This is a genomic window from Arthrobacter sp. ISL-5 (assembly GCF_018613835.1).
Classification (GTDB): Bacteria; Actinomycetota; Actinomycetes; order Actinomycetales; family Micrococcaceae; genus Arthrobacter.
The window spans coordinates 17,949-35,614 of record NZ_JAGGPM010000007.1; the positions used below are offsets into that span (position 1 = coordinate 17,949).

General features: G+C 64.9%; 16 protein-coding genes, 1 tRNA gene and 1 pseudogene. 8 read left to right on the forward strand and 10 right to left on the reverse strand.

Going from position 1 to position 17,666, the window contains the following annotated elements; all coding sequences use genetic code 11:
- Positions 1-140 precede the first annotated feature (140 nt).
- Together istB and istA are read right to left on the reverse strand one after the other, a co-directional pair.
- The gene (gene istB / locus J7I89_RS04060) at positions 141-971 is read right to left on the reverse strand and encodes an IS21-like element helper ATPase IstB (protein ID WP_214967522.1); all 831 of its coding nucleotides are present in this window, start codon (positions 969-971) and stop codon (positions 141-143) included.
- Positions 968-2,631 (reverse strand): annotated as a pseudogene (istA, locus tag J7I89_RS04065) (IS21 family transposase). The gene istB and the pseudogene istA overlap by 4 nt, the downstream one beginning before the upstream one ends.
- Positions 2,632-2,724: 93 nt before the next feature.
- On the opposite strand from istA, the gene J7I89_RS04070 reads away from it, so the two are divergent.
- Entirely contained in the window at positions 2,725-3,729 is a 1,005-nt protein-coding gene (locus tag J7I89_RS04070; protein WP_308159801.1) for an amidohydrolase family protein, read from the forward strand.
- A gap of 64 nt (positions 3,730-3,793) precedes the next feature.
- Positions 3,794-4,465 carry a GntR family transcriptional regulator gene (locus J7I89_RS04075; protein WP_251044906.1) on the forward strand — a complete coding sequence of 224 codons (672 nt, stop codon included), beginning with the start codon at positions 3,794-3,796 and terminating at the stop codon, positions 4,463-4,465.
- A gap of 10 nt (positions 4,466-4,475) precedes the next feature.
- Here J7I89_RS04075 and J7I89_RS04080 read toward each other — a convergent pair whose 3' ends face one another.
- The 4 genes from J7I89_RS04080 to J7I89_RS04095 form a co-directional block, all read right to left on the reverse strand.
- The gene (locus tag J7I89_RS04080) at positions 4,476-5,894 is read right to left on the reverse strand and encodes a DUF4032 domain-containing protein (RefSeq protein ID WP_214967526.1); all 1,419 of its coding nucleotides are present in this window, start codon (positions 5,892-5,894) and stop codon (positions 4,476-4,478) included.
- Positions 5,895-6,075: 181 nt separating this feature from the next.
- Entirely contained in the window at positions 6,076-7,158 is a 1,083-nt protein-coding gene (locus tag J7I89_RS04085) for an ABC transporter ATP-binding protein (protein WP_214967528.1), read from the reverse strand.
- 249 nt (positions 7,159-7,407) lie between these two features.
- Complete coding sequence (otsB, locus tag J7I89_RS04090) at positions 7,408-8,235, reverse strand: trehalose-phosphatase (RefSeq protein WP_214967530.1); 828 nt, start codon at positions 8,233-8,235, stop codon at positions 7,408-7,410.
- Complete coding sequence (locus tag J7I89_RS04095) at positions 8,225-9,694, reverse strand: trehalose-6-phosphate synthase (protein ID WP_214967531.1); 1,470 nt, start codon at positions 9,692-9,694, stop codon at positions 8,225-8,227. Before J7I89_RS04095 ends, otsB begins: the two co-directional genes overlap by 11 nt.
- Positions 9,695-9,907: 213 nt before the next feature.
- Here J7I89_RS04095 and J7I89_RS04100 point away from each other — a divergent pair, with 213 nt between their 5' ends.
- Together J7I89_RS04100 and J7I89_RS04105 are read left to right on the forward strand one after the other, a co-directional pair.
- Positions 9,908-10,798: a DsbA family protein gene (locus J7I89_RS04100; protein WP_214967533.1), complete on the forward strand. Its 891-nt coding sequence runs from the start codon at positions 9,908-9,910 to the stop codon at positions 10,796-10,798.
- 138 nt (positions 10,799-10,936) lie between these two features.
- Positions 10,937-11,013: transfer RNA gene (locus J7I89_RS04105), tRNA-Thr, on the forward strand.
- A 25-nt stretch (positions 11,014-11,038) separates the two neighbouring features.
- Here the strand turns inward: J7I89_RS04105 and J7I89_RS04110 are convergent.
- The gene (locus J7I89_RS04110; RefSeq protein WP_214967535.1) at positions 11,039-11,386 is read right to left on the reverse strand and encodes a hypothetical protein; all 348 of its coding nucleotides are present in this window, start codon (positions 11,384-11,386) and stop codon (positions 11,039-11,041) included.
- 177 nt (positions 11,387-11,563) lie between these two features.
- Here J7I89_RS04110 and J7I89_RS04115 point away from each other — a divergent pair, with 177 nt between their 5' ends.
- The 3 genes from J7I89_RS04115 to J7I89_RS04125 all read left to right on the forward strand — a co-directional run bounded on the left by J7I89_RS04115 (position 11,564) and on the right by J7I89_RS04125 (position 13,102).
- Positions 11,564-11,788 carry a hypothetical protein gene (locus J7I89_RS04115; RefSeq protein ID WP_251044907.1) on the forward strand — a complete coding sequence of 75 codons (225 nt, stop codon included), beginning with the start codon at positions 11,564-11,566 and terminating at the stop codon, positions 11,786-11,788.
- Between the two features lie 122 nt (positions 11,789-11,910).
- Positions 11,911-12,213, forward strand: a complete 303-nt coding sequence (locus tag J7I89_RS04120) for a DUF4193 domain-containing protein (protein WP_214967537.1) — start codon at positions 11,911-11,913, stop codon at positions 12,211-12,213.
- Between the two features lie 340 nt (positions 12,214-12,553).
- Complete coding sequence (locus tag J7I89_RS04125; RefSeq protein ID WP_214967538.1) at positions 12,554-13,102, forward strand: hypothetical protein; 549 nt, start codon at positions 12,554-12,556, stop codon at positions 13,100-13,102.
- Positions 13,103-13,237: 135 nt separating this feature from the next.
- Here the strand turns inward: J7I89_RS04125 and J7I89_RS04130 are convergent, their stop codons facing one another.
- The 3 genes from J7I89_RS04130 to J7I89_RS04140 are packed head-to-tail and all read right to left on the reverse strand — an operon-like array spanning position 13,238 to position 16,895.
- Positions 13,238-14,779, reverse strand: a complete 1,542-nt coding sequence (locus tag J7I89_RS04130) for an APC family permease (RefSeq protein WP_214967540.1) — start codon at positions 14,777-14,779, stop codon at positions 13,238-13,240.
- Between the two features lie 29 nt (positions 14,780-14,808).
- The gene (locus J7I89_RS04135; RefSeq protein WP_214967542.1) at positions 14,809-15,834 is read right to left on the reverse strand and encodes an agmatine/peptidylarginine deiminase; all 1,026 of its coding nucleotides are present in this window, start codon (positions 15,832-15,834) and stop codon (positions 14,809-14,811) included.
- Positions 15,831-16,895, reverse strand: coding sequence for a nitrilase-related carbon-nitrogen hydrolase (locus J7I89_RS04140; RefSeq protein WP_214967544.1), 1,065 nt, complete (start codon positions 16,893-16,895; stop codon positions 15,831-15,833). The genes J7I89_RS04135 and J7I89_RS04140 overlap by 4 nt, the downstream gene beginning before the upstream one ends.
- 208 nt (positions 16,896-17,103) lie before the next feature.
- Here J7I89_RS04140 and J7I89_RS04145 point away from each other — a divergent pair, with 208 nt between their 5' ends.
- Positions 17,104-17,583, forward strand: a complete 480-nt coding sequence (locus tag J7I89_RS04145; RefSeq protein WP_214967546.1) for a Dps family protein — start codon at positions 17,104-17,106, stop codon at positions 17,581-17,583.
- Positions 17,584-17,666 lie beyond the last annotated feature (83 nt).

Here is a 17,666-nt window from a genome sequence, read left to right on the forward strand (position 1 = left end):
CGGTTTGGTTCTGGCCAGCGCCTTCTCCTTTAGTTCCAGATCGGCGTGTAAGTAGATCTGCGTCGCCCCACGCCCAAGCCCCCCGTCAAGGTCCTACAAAAGCTCGCCGACAGGTAAGCGCTTCCTTCGCCTTTGGCTGGCTATTTGTTAGTGCCTGCTCCGGACAGGGCGATGCCGTCGGTGTGTTGTTGGTAGTAGGAGTCGGTACCGGTTTCGATGATGGTGCCTTTGAAGGTGAGCCTGTCCACGATCGCTGCGCAGAGGCGGGGGTCGGTGAAGGTCTTCGTCCAGCCGGAGAATGATTCGTTGGTGGCGATCGCGACCGAAGCTTTTTCTTCCCGTTCGGTGAGGACCTGGAAGAGGAGTTCAGCGCCCCGTTTGTCCAGTTCCATGTAGCCGAGCTCATCGATGCACAGCAGGTCGACCCGGCCGTAGCGGGCGATGGTCTTTGCAAGGACTTTCTCGTCCTCTGCTTCGACGAGTTCGTTCACGAGGCGGGTGGCGAGAATATAGCGGACCCGGAAGCCTTTCTCCGCGGCAGCTGTTCCGAGGCCGATGAGCAGGTGGGATTTGCCGGTTCCGGAGTCCCCGATGAGGCAGAGGGGCTGGCCTTTGCGGATCCAGTCTCCGGTGGCGAGGGTGTTGATGGTTGCTTGGTTGATGTTCGGGTTCGCGTCGTAGTCGAAGTCGCCGAGCCATTTGTCCCGAGGGAAGTTCGCTGATTTCACGCGTCGGAGCGAGGACCGCCGGTCCCGGTCATCACACTCTGCGAGCAGTATTTCGGCGAGGAATCCCTGGTAGGAGAGTTGTTCTTTCCCTGCCACGGCCAGGGCTTCGTCCAGGACGGCCCTGATGGTGGGCAGGCGCAGCCGCCGGCAGGCCTGATCAACGGCCGCCACGGCGGCTTGTTCGGTCAGACCGCGTCGGCGTCGAAGGGTCTGGGATACAACAACGGGTGCGGTGGGACTCATGAAACCTGCTCCTTGACTGGCGCGGTGGGTGATGACTTGGCACGGTGTTTAAGCAACTCGTCGTAGCCGGCCACCGAGGGCAGGGGGCGTTTGTCCGGCGGGAGGCCGGCGATGACGGCTGCGGGGTCGGTGAGACTGAGAACGCGGTGCTCGAGGACATCGGCTTTTGCGCCGGGATGGCAATCGGGCCGGACCCACCCCGGGGCGGACCTTTCGGCGGCGACCCGCCTGGCTTCGACCGCAACGACATCAGCGCTGACGGCACCGATCCCCAGGGCCGCGCCGATCCCGTCGATAACGTCCCGGGCATCCATCGTCCGGTGCAGCAGGAGCACGTCGATGAGTTGCCGGGTGGCGTCGGCGTCGCCGTCTGTCCTTCTCGCTGCGGCCCAGAAGGCGTCGTGGGCGGGTGTGAACTCACCCGATTCCCGGGCCTGGGCAAGGGCGGTGGACCCGGGCAAGGCGCCGGGTTTTATCCTGAGCACTTCCAGATAGTGGTCGAGCTGCACGCATTGCCCGCCTCTGGCCACGCTCCTAGGGTGTGAGGCGATCAGGGTCCTGCCATCGAAGATCCGCACCTCGGTAGCGCGCAGGGAGACCCGGACTTTGCGGTTGATGAACCGTACCGGGACGGAATACTTCGTGGACCGGATGGTAACCAGGGATGATCTGTCCACCCTGGGTGTGAGGATCAGGCCGGGATCGAAGTCCTCGGCCGGCAAGCGAGACAGCAAGGGCTGTTCGACGGCGAAGTCCTGGCCAATGGTGCGGATGCGTTGAGAGATCCGGCGCCGGTCTTCGGCCTCGTCCCAGACCCGGAGCTTCTCGTTGAGCTCCAGCAGGGACGCTACCGCCGGCACCGGGGTCAGGAAGTTCCGGCGGAATCGGCCCACTTCCCCTTCCACTCCGCCCTTCTCGTGGGCGCCTTTGATTCCCGGTTCGCAATAGAAGGCATCGAAACCATAGTGCGAGCCGAACAGGACCCACCGCTCGTTCTCCACCCTCTGGCGGCCGGCGCCATAGATGACTTTCGTGACCGCACTGGTGAGGTTGTCATAACGGATATGCTTCACCGGGACACACCGAGTGCCTCAAAAGCCTCGATATGGCCTTCCAGGAATGCCTCCTGCCCGCAGCTGGGAAAGACTCGGTGTACGGACTTCCCGGAGTGGGATAGCCGGAGGGCGAACATGTAGCAGCGGGTCCGGACCCCGTCGATGTCGGTCCAGACATCACCGAAATCAACCTCGGCCTCCGCGCCGGGGGCGTGTTCCTGGGGGACAAAGACCTCCAAGGGCGCTCTCCCGGCCTCGAATGCGATCTCCACCCGGCGGGCCTTCACATACTGGCGCACCGTCGAATATGAGATCACCGCCTGGTGTTCGTCAACCAATCGGTCAAAGACACGTTGGGCAGTGTGACGCTGCTTCCGCGGAGCATCAAGATCAACCGTAAGCATCTGATCGATCAGAGACCTGTACCGATCCAACTTCGGGGAAGAGCGGGCGGAAACCCTCCGTGCAGGGGGTTCAGCCGCTGCCAGGGCCTGCCGAACCGTCCTGCGTGAGACACGGTGCTCCCTGGCAAGCGAGCGGATCGACCATCCTTTGACCCGGGCGTCCCGACGTATCCGTGCGAATAACTCCACTCGCAACCCCATCACTGCCTTCCATCGTCGGAAAAACACTTTGATGAAATCAACGGTGGGGTGGGCTCAGCTCAAACTGCGATTCATCTTCCGGCGAGCCGTCAGGTGGGTCCCAAACAGACTGCGAAAGCGGTACCAACTCAAACTGCCATACTCAACGGCGAACGCTCAGGCCTGTTCGACGACGGCAAGGGAGCCGCCGGATTCGCCGGCGCCGTGGCGTTCCTGGACCACGTCCGCGGGCTTGCCGACCCCTTGGTGGAAGGTGTCCTCCTTCCCTGCCGGATCGAGACCCTTGGGCTGGAGCTGCTCAAAGCCACCGCACAAGTCTCGGTGGAGCGGAATGTCCTGGTCCGGCTGCATTCCCTGCAGGGCCTGTTGGAGCGTCGGCTCATCATGGACGGGCACGGCGTCACCCCGTTGGAGCTCATCGACCAGGTGGGCCTGCTCAACGGGCGGCTCCTCATTCCGCACGCCACGTACACGGACCGGAACCCTGCAGTCCATGGCGAGGACCGCGGCGACCTCGCCCGGCTGGCGGACTCCGGAGCCAGCATCGTCCACTGCCCGCTGACCTCCATGCGCTACGGCAGCACGCTGGACTCATTCGCGGCCTACAAGGCCGCCGGCGTCAACATCGCCCTGGGCACGGATTCCTTTCCGCCGGACCTGATCCGCGGCATCGACGCCGGAGTGCAACTGGCCAAGATCCTGGCCGGGGACACCGGCGCCGGGGACGTTGCCGGATACTTCGATGCCGCCACGCTGGGAGGAGCCCGGGCGCTGCGGCGTCCGGACCTGGGACGGCTTGAGCCCGGCGCGCAGGCGGACATGGTGGCTTTTTCGCTCGACGATGTCCGGGACGGCGTCCGTGATGATCCCTTCCGCACCCTCCTGCTGAACGGCACGGCCCGCCAGGCGGTGCTGTCAGTGGTGGCCGGGAGGACCATCATGCAGGACGGGAAGATCGACGGCGTGAACCTCGGCTTCTGGCGCAGCAGGGGCCAGGAACTCTTTGACAAAATGCGCTCCGCCTACTCGCTGCGGGACGCGTCCCGCCGGACTTCCGGTGAGCTGTTTCCGCCCGTGTATGCTCGGGAGGAACGCTGAGCGGCAAGGCCCGCCCGGCTCCTGGGGCGACTGCACAGATGGGAATGGGAGAGTGGCCAAGCCGATGCCTGAGACGCTGAACGGCCGCGATGACGAAGCCCGCGCCGAACAGGTCTACCAGCTGGTCCTCGAGGGGATCGTGGCCGGAAAATACGCGCAGGGCATGCGGCTGCGCGAACGTGAGCTGTCCGAGGTTTACAACGTTTCGAGGATCCCCGTGCGGGAGGCCATCCAGCGCCTCGAGCAGGACGGGTTCGTGGAGACGTTCCCCCGGAGGGGTGCCGTCGTACGGCAGCTGACCCTCACCGACGTCAATGAACTCTTCGACGTCCGGCTGTGCCTGGAAACCTTCGCGGCCCGCATGGCCGCCATCCGCGTTTCCGCGGGCCAGCCGGGCGGCCGCCTGCAGGAACTCCTGGACGAAACCCGGCAGGCGATCGACGACGACCGTACCGACGACGTGGTTCGCCTCAGTGCGGAATTCCATGCCGAGATCGTCCAGCTCTCGGGCAACCGGCTGCTCATTGACTCAGTCAAACCGCTGTTCGGCCGCATGCGCTGGATCTTCGGCCTGGCCCATAACCGCAGCAACGAGCTCCAGCGCGACGAGCACATGGAACTGTGCAAGGCCATCCTCGGCGGAAAGGCCGATCTGGCCTATTCGCTCGCCTACTCACACATCGAACTCGGCCGCGAGCCGGTGCTCGCCGGACTGGCGGCGTCGCTGGAGCCCTGAGGGCGGTGCCTCAGTCGTCGGAGTCGGGGTACTCGTCGATGGATTCGTCGGCGCCGTACCGTGATTCCTCGGTTTCCACTTCCAGGATCTTCAGCAGCCCGGTGTCCGGGTTCAGCATGATGGCGGCCTCGTCGCGGCGGTGGCGCAGGATGGAATCGATGTAGGACTGGACGGCTTCCGCCAGCGGGATGTGGCGTTCCTGTTTTTCGGACATGTACCAGCGGTGTTCGAGCACCTCGTGCACCGCCTCGGCGGGTTCGAGCTTGCCGGACAGGTCGCGGGGGATCGAGCGGACGATCGGTTCGAAGATCTGGCTCACCCAGAGGTGCGCGCTGTACTCCTCGTCCATCTCGGGATTGTTGTCCGCGCGGAACGAGTCCATGTCATTGAGCAGGCGGCGGGCCTGGTTCTCCTGGGCATCCAGGCCGGTCAGTCGCAGCAGGCGCCGCATGTGGTGGCCCGCGTCCACGACCTTCGGCTGGAGCTGGATGGTGGTGCCGTTCTGGGTGGTCTTGATGGCGTATTCCTCGACGTCGAAGCCCAGCTCGTTGAGGCGCCGGATACGGGCACCCACGCGCCAGCGTTCGCCGAGCTCGAACGATTCCTTCTCGGTCAGTTCCGTCCAGAGGCGGCGGTAGCTTTCCATGATGAGTTCGCTGGTGGCCACCGGGTCCACCTTCTCCTCGATCAGGCCGCCGTCCAGGAGGTCCATGAGCTCGCCGGCGATGTTGACGCGGGCAATCTCGAGGTCGTATTCGCGCTGGCCGGTGGAGAGGTCGGGATAGAGTTCGCCGGTTTCGGCATCCACGAGGTAGGCGGCGAAGGCGCCGGCATCGCGGCGGAACAGCGTGTTGGACAGCGAGACGTCGCCCCAGTAGAAGCCGATCAGGTGCAGCCGCACCATCAGCAGCGCCTGGGCGTCGATGAGCCTGGTCAGGGTGTCCTTGCGCAGCATCTGGGAGAAGAGTGCACGGTACGGCATGGAGAACTTCAGGTGGCGCGTGACCAGCACCGGGTTCAGCGGCCGGCCGTCGGGCGTGGTGCGCCCGGTGATGACGGCCACGGGCTCTACGCAGGGAACGTCCAGCCGGGCCAGCTTGCGGAGCATGTGGTACTCGTGGCGGGCCACGTGTTCGGACGTTTCCTTGATGGCGATGACGGACCCGCCGAGGTGTGCGAAGCGGACGATGTGCCTCGAGATGCCGCGGGGGAGCGCGGCGAGGTTCTCCGCTGGCCAGTCTTCGAGCGCGATGTGCCACGGAAGATCGAGCAGTTCCGGATCGGCGGCGGCGGCCGTGATGTTCAGGGAACTGGCGACCGAGGACGCTTTTTCGTCATTGGCGCTGGCGGGTTCGAACCGCGGCAGTTTGCCGATCTGCCCGTAATCGGTGGGTTCGTCATGCCACTGGGCGCTGTATTCCTCGGTCATGGGTCAATTCTTCCGTACGTTGGGGCGGCGTGCCTAAAAGGAGGCAGGCAGCCGGTGCTTAACGGCCGGCGGCGGCCCTTCCGGTTGAGAAGGGCCGCCGTCGGTTGCGGAGCCGGTGGGTGGGCCCACGCCGGCAGGGTTCCCTGGCCGAAGCGGAGCGAGGGTAGGGAGCCGGTGGGGACTAGTCGCCCAGGCGCAAGCCGGTCTTGCTGTCGAACAGGTGTACGTGGCCGGACTGCGGACGGACCCAGATGGACTCGCCCTTCATCGGGGGACGGCGGCCGTCGACGCGTGCCACGATGTCGTGGGTCTTGCCGTCAAGCGTGGTGTGGCCGTAGACGTAGGCGTCGGCGCCCAGCTCTTCGACGACGTCGACCTCAACCTGCAGGCCCTCTCCCTGGGGAGCTGTTTCCAGGTCCTCGGGGCGTGAGCCAAGGGTGACGGTCTTACCGTGGGCCTCTTCGAGGACGTTGCGCGGCACCGGGTAGACGGTGCCGCCGAACTGGACGCCGCCGTCGACGACCGGAAGTTCGAGCAGGTTCATGGCGGGGGAGCCGATGAAGCCGGCAACGAAGACGTTCTTCGGGCGGTCGTACAGGTTGCGGGGGGTGTCCACCTGCATCAGGAGGCCGTCCTTGAGCACTGCAACGCGGTCACCCATGGTCATTGCTTCGACCTGGTCGTGGGTCACGTACACGGTGGTGACACCCAGACGGCGCGTCAGGGAGGCAATCTGCGTGCGGGTCTGGACACGGAGCTTGGCGTCCAGGTTGGAGAGCGGCTCATCCATGAGGAAGACCTGCGGGTTACGCACGATTGCACGGCCCATGGCAACACGCTGGCGCTGACCGCCGGAGAGTGCCTTCGGCTTGCGGTCCAGGTACGGCTCGAGGTCCAGGAGCTTGGCAGCTTCACGGACTCGCTCGGCGCGCTCTTCCTTGCTGACGCCTGCGATCTTCAGGGCGAAGCCCATGTTGTCCGCCACGGTCATGTGGGGGTACAGGGCGTAGTTCTGGAAAACCATGGCGATGTCGCGGTCCTTCGGCGGAACGTCGGTGACATCGCGGTCGCCAATGAGGATACGGCCGGCGTTCACATCTTCCAGGCCTGCGAGCATGCGCAGGGAAGTGGACTTACCGCAACCGGAGGGTCCTACGAGGACCAAGAATTCGCCGTCGGCGATTTCGATGTTGAGCTTGTCAACAGCGGGCTTTTCTGTGCCCGGGTACAGACGCGTAGCGTTATCAAAAGTAACTGTTGCCACAGTTATCAATCCCTTCACCGGCAGGTACGTGCCGGACGATCCGTTATGAATGGTTCATGTAATTCAGTTATGTACTGCTTTATGTACTCCCCGGCCGAAGCCGAGGAGTATCGAGTGACGCCGCACGGTTCCTGTGCGCCACATCACACCTAGAGTATGTCAGATTTATCTTGAATCGGTGCAAATGTTACGGGAGTCACATATGAGATCCCCCACAGGCCCGCCCGGCAGGGGCGGCGGCGCGGCGTATCAGGACGCCGGTTCCACGGCCTTCCGGCGTTCCCGCAGCAGGGCCTCCAGCAGTTCGGCGACGTGCACGGGTGCCTCCACGCGGAACTCCGCCTGAGTGAAGTCGAGCCCCACTTTGACCCCGACGTCGTGCCGGCCCAGGCGGGCCAGGGCGTCCTCGTCAGTGGTGTCGTCGCCGGCGAAGAGGACGCCCGTGGCCCCCGTGGCCTGCCGGAGGAAGTCAACGCCCTCCCCCTTGGACGCGTGGACCACGGAGGTTTCAAGGACTCTCTTGCCGTTCTTGAGGAAGACCCCCTTGCGGTCCTGCAGCGCGGCCCGCGCCGCGGAGACGGCGTCCTCTGCCACGTCGTCCTGCGCAAGCCGCGTGTGGAGGACGACGCCCGCGGGCTTGTCTTCCAGGACCGTGCCCGGGGCGAGGTCGGCGATCTCTGCCAGGACGCTGCGGACCTCGGCCAGGAGTTCCCGCTGATCGACGTCGAGCGTGAGCGGGGCCGAGCCGGGGCCCAGCCAGGCTTCGGCCCCGTGGCTGCCGATCAGCAGCGTCTCTTCCGGGGGCGAGGCGACCGCGCGAAGGCTGTCGAGCGCCCTGCCGGAGATGAGTGCCGTCGTCGTCCTCGGAAGGGTCGCGAGCTCGGCAAAAGCTGCCGCGGAACGCGGAAGAGGGCGCGCGTCCCCGGCGTGGTCCACGAGGGGTGAGATGGTGCCGTCGAAGTCCATGGCGACCAGCAGATGTTCGGTGCCAGCGATGCGCCGCACGGCGTCCAACAGTTCGGGTGGAAGCGAAAGCCAGGTTTCGCCCGTGCCGGAGCGGTTTGCCTCATGAGTCATCGCGGACCACCTTTTCGTTGAGGGCGTGCAGGAACTCGGCGGACCAGTAGTCGACGTCGTGGTCCAGGATCTGCTTGCGCATGGAGCGCATGCGGCGTGCCGACTCCTTGGCGGACATTCTGACGGCCCGCATGACAGTGTCCTTGAGGCCGTCGATGTCGTGCGGATTCATCAGCAGCGCCTGCTTGAGCTGATCCGCCGCACCGGCGAATTCGCTGAGGACCAGGGCGCCGTCGTTGTTGGTCCTGGCGGTGACGTATTCCTTTGCCACGAGGTTCATCCCGTCGCGGAGGGCGGTGACCAGCATGACGTCCGCGGCCAGGTACAGCGCCACCATTTCTTCGATGGGGTAGCTGTGGTGAAGGTAGCGGACCGCGGTGTTCTGAATGGTGTCGTACGTGCCGTTGATGTGGCCTACCGTGCCTTCCACTTCCTCGCGCAGCAGGCGGTACTGTTCGACGCGCTCGCGGCTGGGGCTGGCGACCTGGATCAGGGTGGCGTCGCCGACCTTGAGTTTGCCCTCGTTGAGGAGCTCTTCGTAGGCCTTGAGGCGGTGGCGGATTCCCTTGGTGTAGTCGAGCCGGTCCACGCCCAGCAGGATGGTCTTGGGATTGCCGAGGTCCTGCCGGATCTGGCGTGCCCGTTCAATGATCTCCGGTTTCCGGGCCAGTTCGCTGATCTGCTGGACGTCGATGGAGATGGGGAAGGCCTGGGCGCGGGCGATATGCGTGATGTCGCCGTTGGCGCCCTTGACGTGGACCTGCTGCTGCTTGACGCTGGCGCCGAGGAAACGCCTGGCCGAGCGCATGAAGTTGCCGGCGTCGCTGCTGCGCTGGAATCCCACCAGGTCTGCACCCAGCAGTCCGTCGATGATGGCGTGGCGCCACGGGAGCTGGGCGAAGATCTCCGGCGGGGGGAAGGGGATGTGGTTGAAGAAACCGATCCGCAGGTCCGGACGCGCTTCCCGCAGCATCCGGGGCACCAGCTGGAGCTGGTAGTCCTGGACCCAGACCGTGGCGCCGTGGTCGGCGTGGCGGACGACGGCGTCGGCGAACCTCCTGTTGACACTGCGGTAGGCCTCCCACCAGGTCCGGTGAAACTCCGGCGGCGCAATGACGTCGTGGTACAGCGGCCACAGGGTGGCGTTGGAGAATCCTTCGTAATACAGCTCAACGTCATCCGTGCTGAGCTGCACGGGGACAAGGTCCATGCTGCCGTGGCTGAACGGCTCGACCGTCTCGTCCGGAGCGCCGTGCCAGCCGACCCAGGCGCCGTCGGTCTTGGTCATCATCGGCGCAAGGGCGGTCACCAGGCCGCCGGGTGACCGGCGCCAGCCGGACCCGTCGTCGCCCGGTTCGCCCGCTGCGCAGCGGTCCACGGGCAGGCGGTTGGACACCACCATGAAATCGTATTTCGCAGCGTCGGAGTGTTCGCCCGACGCCGCCCCGTTTTCCGTCATAGTGTCGGAATAATCGTGGTCAGGTCGTTGCATTGCGGCCCCCTGGGGTTGCTTGTGACTCTCAATCAACCCTAACGGGCTGGAATCTTCCGTGCTATTCGTCCGTTGGGCACGCTGAAGGAATACTTGAAAGCGCAAGCTCTGGGGCTTCCCCCTAAAATGGGAGAGTTGCCCCTGGGTGGTCCGCACCTGTCCGATCGACACGAGGAACTAATGAGCCCCGCAAACGAACCCCGCAAGTCCAAAGCAGAACGCACGGCAGAGGCCCGCGAGAAAGCCCGCCAGATCCGCGAGGAGCAGCTGAAGAAGGACAAGCGGAACAAGCTGCTGATCGGCTGGGGCATCGTCGTTGCAGTGGTTGCCATCCTCGCCGTCGTGGCACTCGTGGTCAGCACCAGCCTCAAGAACAACGCTCCCGTGGCGGACCAGGGCCCGACTCCTGCCAGCGCCAACGTCCATGGCGGCGTCACCCTGCTGAAGGGCTCAGAGGTAGCAAAGTCCGATCCCGCCACGGTGAACATCGCCGACCTTCCGGAGGCGCCTGCAACTCCTCCCGCCACGGTGAAGGCTCCTGGCGCGGATGCCGAAGCCGGCAAACCGGTGAAGGTGGTGCTGTACGTCGACTTCATCTGTCCCGTGTGCAAGAACTTCGAAGCCCAGTACAACGAGACCCTGACGACGCTCCGCAACGAGGGCAAGATCACCGTGGAATACCGGCCCCTGGGCTTCCTGGACAGCCGCTCCACCACCAACTACTCCTCCCGTGCAGCCAACGCCGCGGCGTGTGTCGTGAATGAGTCCCCGGAGAAGTACGCGGATTTCGTGAACGCACTGTTTGACAAACAGCCGGCTGAAGGCGGCGCGGGCCTGTCCGACGACGAGCTGAAGAAGATGGCCACGGAAGTCGGCGCCAAGAGCATCGACACGTGCATCGACGAGAAGACCTACCGTCCGTGGGTAAAGTACGCCACGCAGGAAGCGTCCATCATTGGCGTGACCGGTACACCGACCGTCATGGTGGACGGCAAGCAGTGGGGCAAGGGCGACAGCGCGCAGACCGAATTCCCGGCCTTCGTCGAGGCGGCAATCAAGGCCAAGGCCTAACCGCCGGCGGCCTGCCGATTGGGCTGATGGCCCGGGTCCCGGATTCTTCCGGGAACCGGGCCATCGCCGTTTTTACCAGCAGGCCGTCCTTGGGCTAACCTTATCTAGCGCCTTCGCGGCGCCAGCCCTAACGGGCGCGCCTCCTTAGCTCAGTTGGCCAGAGCACCGCTCTTGTAAAGCGGGGGTCGTCGGTTCGAATCCGACAGGGGGCTCCACAGCGGCCGGGACCTGCCTGCAGCGCTAGTCCGCGTCAATCTCCTCCAGCAAATCCTTGGCCGCCTTGCGGATGTCCTCGTGATCGTGCTGCGCTGCCCGGCTCTCCAAGGAAATGACGGCGCAGCGGTGCACTTTCTTGAAGTCGCCGAACGGGAAGCTCACGCTTCCCTTGGTGCCGTCTGACTGCTCGCGGTCGATCCCGAGGTGCCACTTCGAAAACTCGGCAAACCCGTGCTTGTCGATGAACGAGTTTTCGTCCTCCGTCGAGGGGGCGTGCTCGCTCCAGTCATCACGGACATCCCGCTCGACCTTCCCTTTCTTGACGAGGTCGCGCGCGTGTTCCAATGCCTTGCGGTTCAGCTTCGTGGCCATCAGGTGCCTCCGCACTGTTTGAAGTGGTGGTTGATCCGGTTCGGTGGACGGTTCCATGTACGTGACCGGCAGATTCTAGGCTAGAACCGGCGACGGCGGCCCGCCAGCCCGGCCGGTTTTACCGGGCGGAGACGCCGCCGAAACGTGGCCACAACACGGGGCGCCTACCTTTGCTCCATGACCACGACATTGACCCCGGCCAAAGCACTGCTGGCGAGGCTGCGCGGCAGCGTCGCAGACGCCTTGTTCCTCGCCCGTCTTCCGGCCACCGAGGAACAGGCCACAGACGCCCTTTCGGAGGTCACACGCTGGGCCTGGCTGCCTGCCCTGAGCGGGATTGCAGTCGCGGGAGACCACGCGCGAAAGGCTCACGACACCGCCGCCGGCGGGGGAGCGGAATAGCCCGGACACGCCGGCAAATGTCTCGTTGCACACACTATTCCTCAACCTGCTGCTTAATGACCTAAACTGCTTCACTGAGGTGCCTGAAATGGCGCTGCGCAGCAACGAAAGTGAACCACGCTATGGCTACCGATTACGACGCCCCACGCAAGACAGAAGAAGAGTCTCCTTCCGAATCCCTGGAGGCCCTCCAGGCGTCCCGTGGCGGCGGCGCACAGACCGCAGTTATCGACGTCGACGAGAACGACACCGCCGAGGGCATCGACCTTCCGGGCGCTGATCTTTCCGGCGAGGAACTGACGGTCATTGTTGTTCCCGAGCAGTCCGATGAATTCACCTGCTCCTCCTGCTTCCTGGTCCGTCACCGGTCCCAGGTGGCACTCGAAAAGAACGGCATGAAGTACTGCCGCGACTGCGAAGGCTAATACTGCCACCAGGCGCGCACCCTTCTTTTACAGCAAGCTACCGCGAGACGCCGGCGGTCCTATCAGGGATAGCTGGCGCCTCGCTTTTTTGTGCCCTTTTTAGGTACCCAGAAGGCTGTTGCGTCTCCGGCCGGATAACGGCCGTTATGAGGGATAACGGCCAAATGGAGGAATGGCCACAAACGACTCTCGATGCCCCCAAAGAGAGCCCGGGAATCACGGTCCTGTGATCGGCTTAGGGCGAGATTAACGGTTGCGCCCCGAACCGGATACATCCCTCGTTTCGGGGGTTCTGCGCTCCTACGCTTGAGCTATCCAATCACTCGAGGGGGTGGCCAAAATGAAAAAGATTCATGCTTGGCTGACAGCTATCCTTATGGCTGTCGGACTAGGCCTTCTGGCTCCGGGGTCCGCCTCCGCAGCCTCTTACTGTGGACTCGTCTGGGGCTCGTTGGCGGAGTCCAACCAGACCATGAGCACCGCATCCGTATCCAATGTACGGACGGGGCAGCACTACTGCTTCGACCGGCTGGTAATCGATCTCAAGGGAAAAGCCCAGGGCTACAACGTCCGCTACGTCTCCAAGGTGGTCCAGGACGGCTCCGGCCTGCCCATCAAAATGAGGGGCGGCGCGTTCCTGCAGGTCACCGCCAACTCACCGGCGTATGACAATGCCACCGGCAAGGCCACCTTCATTCCGGCCAACCGGTCCGAGGTGACCAACGTTTCCGGTTACCAGACCTTCCGGCAGGTTGCCTGGGCAGGGAGCTTTGAGGGCTACACCAGCCTGGGGCTCGGTGTCCGCGCGCGGCTTCCGTTCCAGGTATTCACCCTGGACGGACCGGGCTCAGGCTCCCGTCTGGTCATCGACGTTGCCCACCACTGGTGACATGCCGGCATCGCGAGACAAAGGCGTCCCTGGACCGGCGCACTGATTAGCACAGCGAATGCCCCGCCCCCGGCAGACCGGGAAGCGGGGCATCGCTGTGCTGGTTTCTGAACCGCTGCCTTGCTGGACCGGCTGCTATTCCGGAACCACCAGCGCCGGAGTGTCCTTGCGGATGGTGTCCCCGCGGAAGAAGCCGGGCCGCAGCCGTGCCATGACCAGCATGAAGACGATTCCCAGGGCGAGGATGCCGATGCCGAGCACGAACACGAGGCCCACGCCGAAGATCTCCGAACCGCTGCCGAACTCCGGGGCCCAGCTGTCCACGGCGGTCTGCAGGAAGACGACGAACAGGCCGACGCCGCCGAGCAACGGGCACAGCAGGCGCAGCGTGAAATTGCGGGCGTTGCTGAAGACGCTGTTGCGGAAGTACCAGGCGCAGGCGAACGCCGTCAGCCCGTAGTAGAAGCAGATCATCAGGCCGAGGGCGAGGATGGTGTCATTGAGGACGTTTTCGCTGACCACGTGCATGACCGCGTAGAACCCCGCTGAGAGGACGCCCGCTACGATGGTGGCGAAGCCCGGCGTCGCAAACTTCTTGCTCATGTGGCTGAAGGGCTTCGGCAGGGCACCGTAGTGCGCCATGGCCAGAAGGCTGCGGGACGGCGAGGTGAACGTGGACTGCAGCGACGCTGCCGAGCTGGACAGGACGGCCAGGGACATCAGGATGGCAAACGGGCCCATGATAGGGGAGGCCAGCGCGGTGAAGATGTTCGCATGGTTCTCCTCGTTGTTCAGCCCGACGCCCTCGGTGCCCACGCCGGCGAACATCATGGTGGCGATGGTCACCAGCAGATAAATGCCGAGGACGACGACGGCGGTCAGCGTCCCTGCCAGCCCTGCGGTTTTCTTGCCGTTGGCGGTTTCCTCGTTGACGGTCAGGCACACGTCCCAGCCCCAGTAGACGAAGATGGACAGCGAGATCCCGGCCGCGATCTGGCCGAAGGTCTCGATCTTGGTGACGTTGAACCACTCCCAGCTGAACGGGATGGCGGTCTCTGACGTGGACCAGTTGGCGAAGGCCAGGCCAACGAAGAGGCCCAGGACCAGCAGCTGGAAGCCCACCAGCCCGTACTGCACCAGTTTGGTGGTGTGCAGCCCCCGGTAGCTGACCCACACGGCCAGGGCGACGAAGACGAAGCACGTGAGAACATTCAGCGGCTTGTTCGCCGCTAGGTCCGCCAGCTCGGGGGACCCGGTCAGCTGCGCGAGGAAAAGGTAGAAGAAGTCCACGGCCACGCCGGCGAGGTTGGACAGCACAATGATGTTGGCCGCCAGGAGCCCCCAGCCGCCCATCCAACCGACCCACGGACCGAAGGCCTTGGTGACCCAGGTGAACGTGGTGCCGCTGTCCGGGGAGTCCGCGTTCAGCTCGCGGTAGGCCAGGGATACCAGGATCATGGGGATGAAGCCGATGAGGAAAATGACCGGCAGCTGAAGCCCGGCCTCGTTGACGGTGGGGCCTAGGGCGCTGGTCAGCGTGTAGGCCGGCGCGATGGTCGAAATGCCCAGGACGACGACGGCGAGGAGGCCCAGCTGCCCGCCCTTCAGTCCCTTTCCGGTAATGCCGTGCGAGGTGCTGGCGCCGGCCGGTGCGGCGGCGCGGGTGGTTTGGCTCATGACTGACCCTTTCTGGGATACAGCTGGTTCTAGGAGGCAGCGGGCTGCTGCTGGGTGATGCAGTGGATGCCGCCGCCGCGGGCGAAGAGCTCGCGGGCGTCGATTCCCACGACGCGGCGTCCGGGATAGGCGTCCGCGAGGATGCGGAGGGCCTTCTCGTCGTTGGGGTCGGCGAAGGTGCAGGCGATGACCCCGCCGTTGACCGCCACATGGTTGATGTAGCTGTAGTCCACGAAGCCTTCCGGATCCGTGAGCGTTTCCGGGGCCGGAACTTCGATGATGTTCCACTCCCGCCCGGCGGCGTCCCTGGTGGAGGACAGGAAACTGATGATTTCGCGGCTGACCGCGAAGTCGGGATGGGCCGGATTCTGTTGCGAATGGACCAGCAGGGTGCCGGGCGACGGGATGGCGGCCACGATGTCCACGTGGCCTCGTGTGCCGAACCGCTCCGAATCACGCGTCAGGCCGCGGGGAACCCAGATCACGTGCGTGGCGCCGATGGTCCTGGCCAGCTCGGCTTCGATCTCGGCCTTGCCGAGGCCGGGGTTACGGCCCGGATCCAGCTGCACGGTTTCGGTGACCAGCACGGTTCCCTCGCCGTCCACCTGGATCCCGCCGCCTTCGTTGACCAGTCTGGATACGAGGTGGCGGGCGCCCGACCTGCCGGCCACTTCGGCGGCGATGAGGGCGTCCTTGTCCCACCGGGCCCAGTCCTGCGCGCCCCAGCCGTTGAAGACCCAGTCCACGGCGCCCAGCCGGCCGCTGCCGTCGAGCACAAAAGTGGGGCCGATGTCGCGCATCCAGGCGTCGTTCAGTTCGGCGGTGAGCACCTCAACGGCCGGATCCAGGTAGCGCGCGGCGGTCCCGACGTCGGCCGGGTCCACCACCACGGTGACCGGCTCAAATTCGACGGCGGCATTGGCGACGGTGGCCCAGACCGAACGCGCCGCGTGGGCCTCTTCCGCTGTGTCGCCCAGTGTGTAGCCGCCGGCGGGGAACGCCATCCAGAGCCGTTCCTGGCGTGCCGTCTCGGCGGGCATGCGCCAGTTGCTCATGCCGTCACCTCCGCAGGTTCGCTGCCGGTGATTGAGGTTAGCGAGCGGCTGGGGAGCGAAGTCCCGAACGGTGCATCGTGGCGGACCGGTTCAGTGAGCCGGGCGTAGGTGTCGGGACGGCGGGTGGTCAGGAAGGGGAACAGCGTGAGCCAGTCACGCCGCTGGTCCAGGTCAAGGTCTGCGACGAGGACTGCCGATTCATCGCGCGGCGCCTGGGCCAAAATCCGGCCGTAGGGATCGGAGATGAAGGAGGACCCGTAGAAGTTCAGGCCACCCTCGTGGCCCCAGCGGTTGGGGACCACCATGAACAGCCCGTTTGCGATGCCGTTGCCCACGATGACCTGCTGCCACAGGGGCTGCGTATCGAAGTCCGGGAAGAGCGGCTCGGAACCGATCGCCGTCGGATACACGAGCAGTTCGGCGCCGCCCAGCGAGTACATCCTGGCCAGCTCCGGGAACCACTCGTCCCAGCAGGTGGGCATGCCGAGCCGCGCGCCGCCGAGTTCAACGGGGGAGTGGACCTCGTAGGCGTCCTCGGCGGCCGGGCCTTGCCGGAAGAACCGGTCCTCGTAGTAGCCGGCAGTCACGGGGATGTGGAGCTTGTGCGTCCGGGCCAGAAGCTCGCCGCCCGGGGAGACCAGAATGGATGTGTTCAGGCCAAGGCCGTCGTCCGTGCCGTCCGGGTTCCCGGCCCGCTGGTAGAGCGAAGCATGGACGCTGATGCCGTTCCGGCGGGCAGCCTCGGCGGCGAAACGGAAGGTGGGGCCGGTCAGCAAGTCTTCGGCATTGTCCGAGGGACGCGGCCGGGTTTGTCCGGACCTGTTCAGGTCATTGTCCGGAACCTGGTCCGCCGGATAACGGGACAGGGTGAGCTCCGGCAGGAAGACCGCGGCGGCGCCGAGCCGGGCCGCACGGTCGATGCCGTCGTTGAGTTCGGCGCGCAGGGCGTCGGCGTTGCTGTGCCAGCGGTGCTGCACAACGCCGACCCGCAGGGCCGGGCGCGTGGACGGCGTTGTCCGGGCGGGCGAGGCGGGCGAATCGAGGCAGGTGATTTCAATCATGATGACTACTCCAGTGAGACGACCGTCACTAAATGAATGACGTTCATTTAGTATGCACGGCGAGGAGGCGCGTGGCAAGGATTATGTGAATACCGTTCATTTATGTCCGGATACTAAGTAAGCTGATGGTGAAATTTGCAACGCGTCCTCCCCGCGCGTGGTGCCCCTGCGGTAGCGTCGAAACCACTGGACCAATCGAGGAGGATTCATGAAGGCTTCACCGACACTGACCAACAACATGCAGGCCGTGCTGGCCGATCTGATCGAGCTGCACATCCAGGGCAAGCAGGCGCACTGGAACATCGTGGGAACCAACTTCAGGGACCTCCACCTCCAGTTGGACGAGATCGTCGACGCCGCAAGGGCCTTCGCGGATGACACGGCGGAGCGCATGCGGGCGTTGCACGCCCTGCCCGACGGCCGGAGCGAGACTGTGGCGAAGTCCACGAGCCTTGCCGAGTTCCCGCAGGGGCTCATCAATACGAAGGACGCGATCGACCGCATCGTGGCCGCGCTGGAAGCCGCCGTCGGAACGATGCGCAAGGTTCATGACGAGGTGGACGAGGAGGACCCCACCACGGCGGACCTGCTTCATGCCTTCATCGAGAAGCTCGAGCAGTACGCCTGGATGGTCGGCGCCGAGAACATGAAGGCCTCGGCGAGCGTCACGCAGCCTGACAGCAAGTAGCCAGGCAGCCAACTACGGCGGGCGGCAGGCAGCGCTGCCGGCCGAGATGCGGACGGCCCCGGAGTATCTCCGGGGCCGTCCGC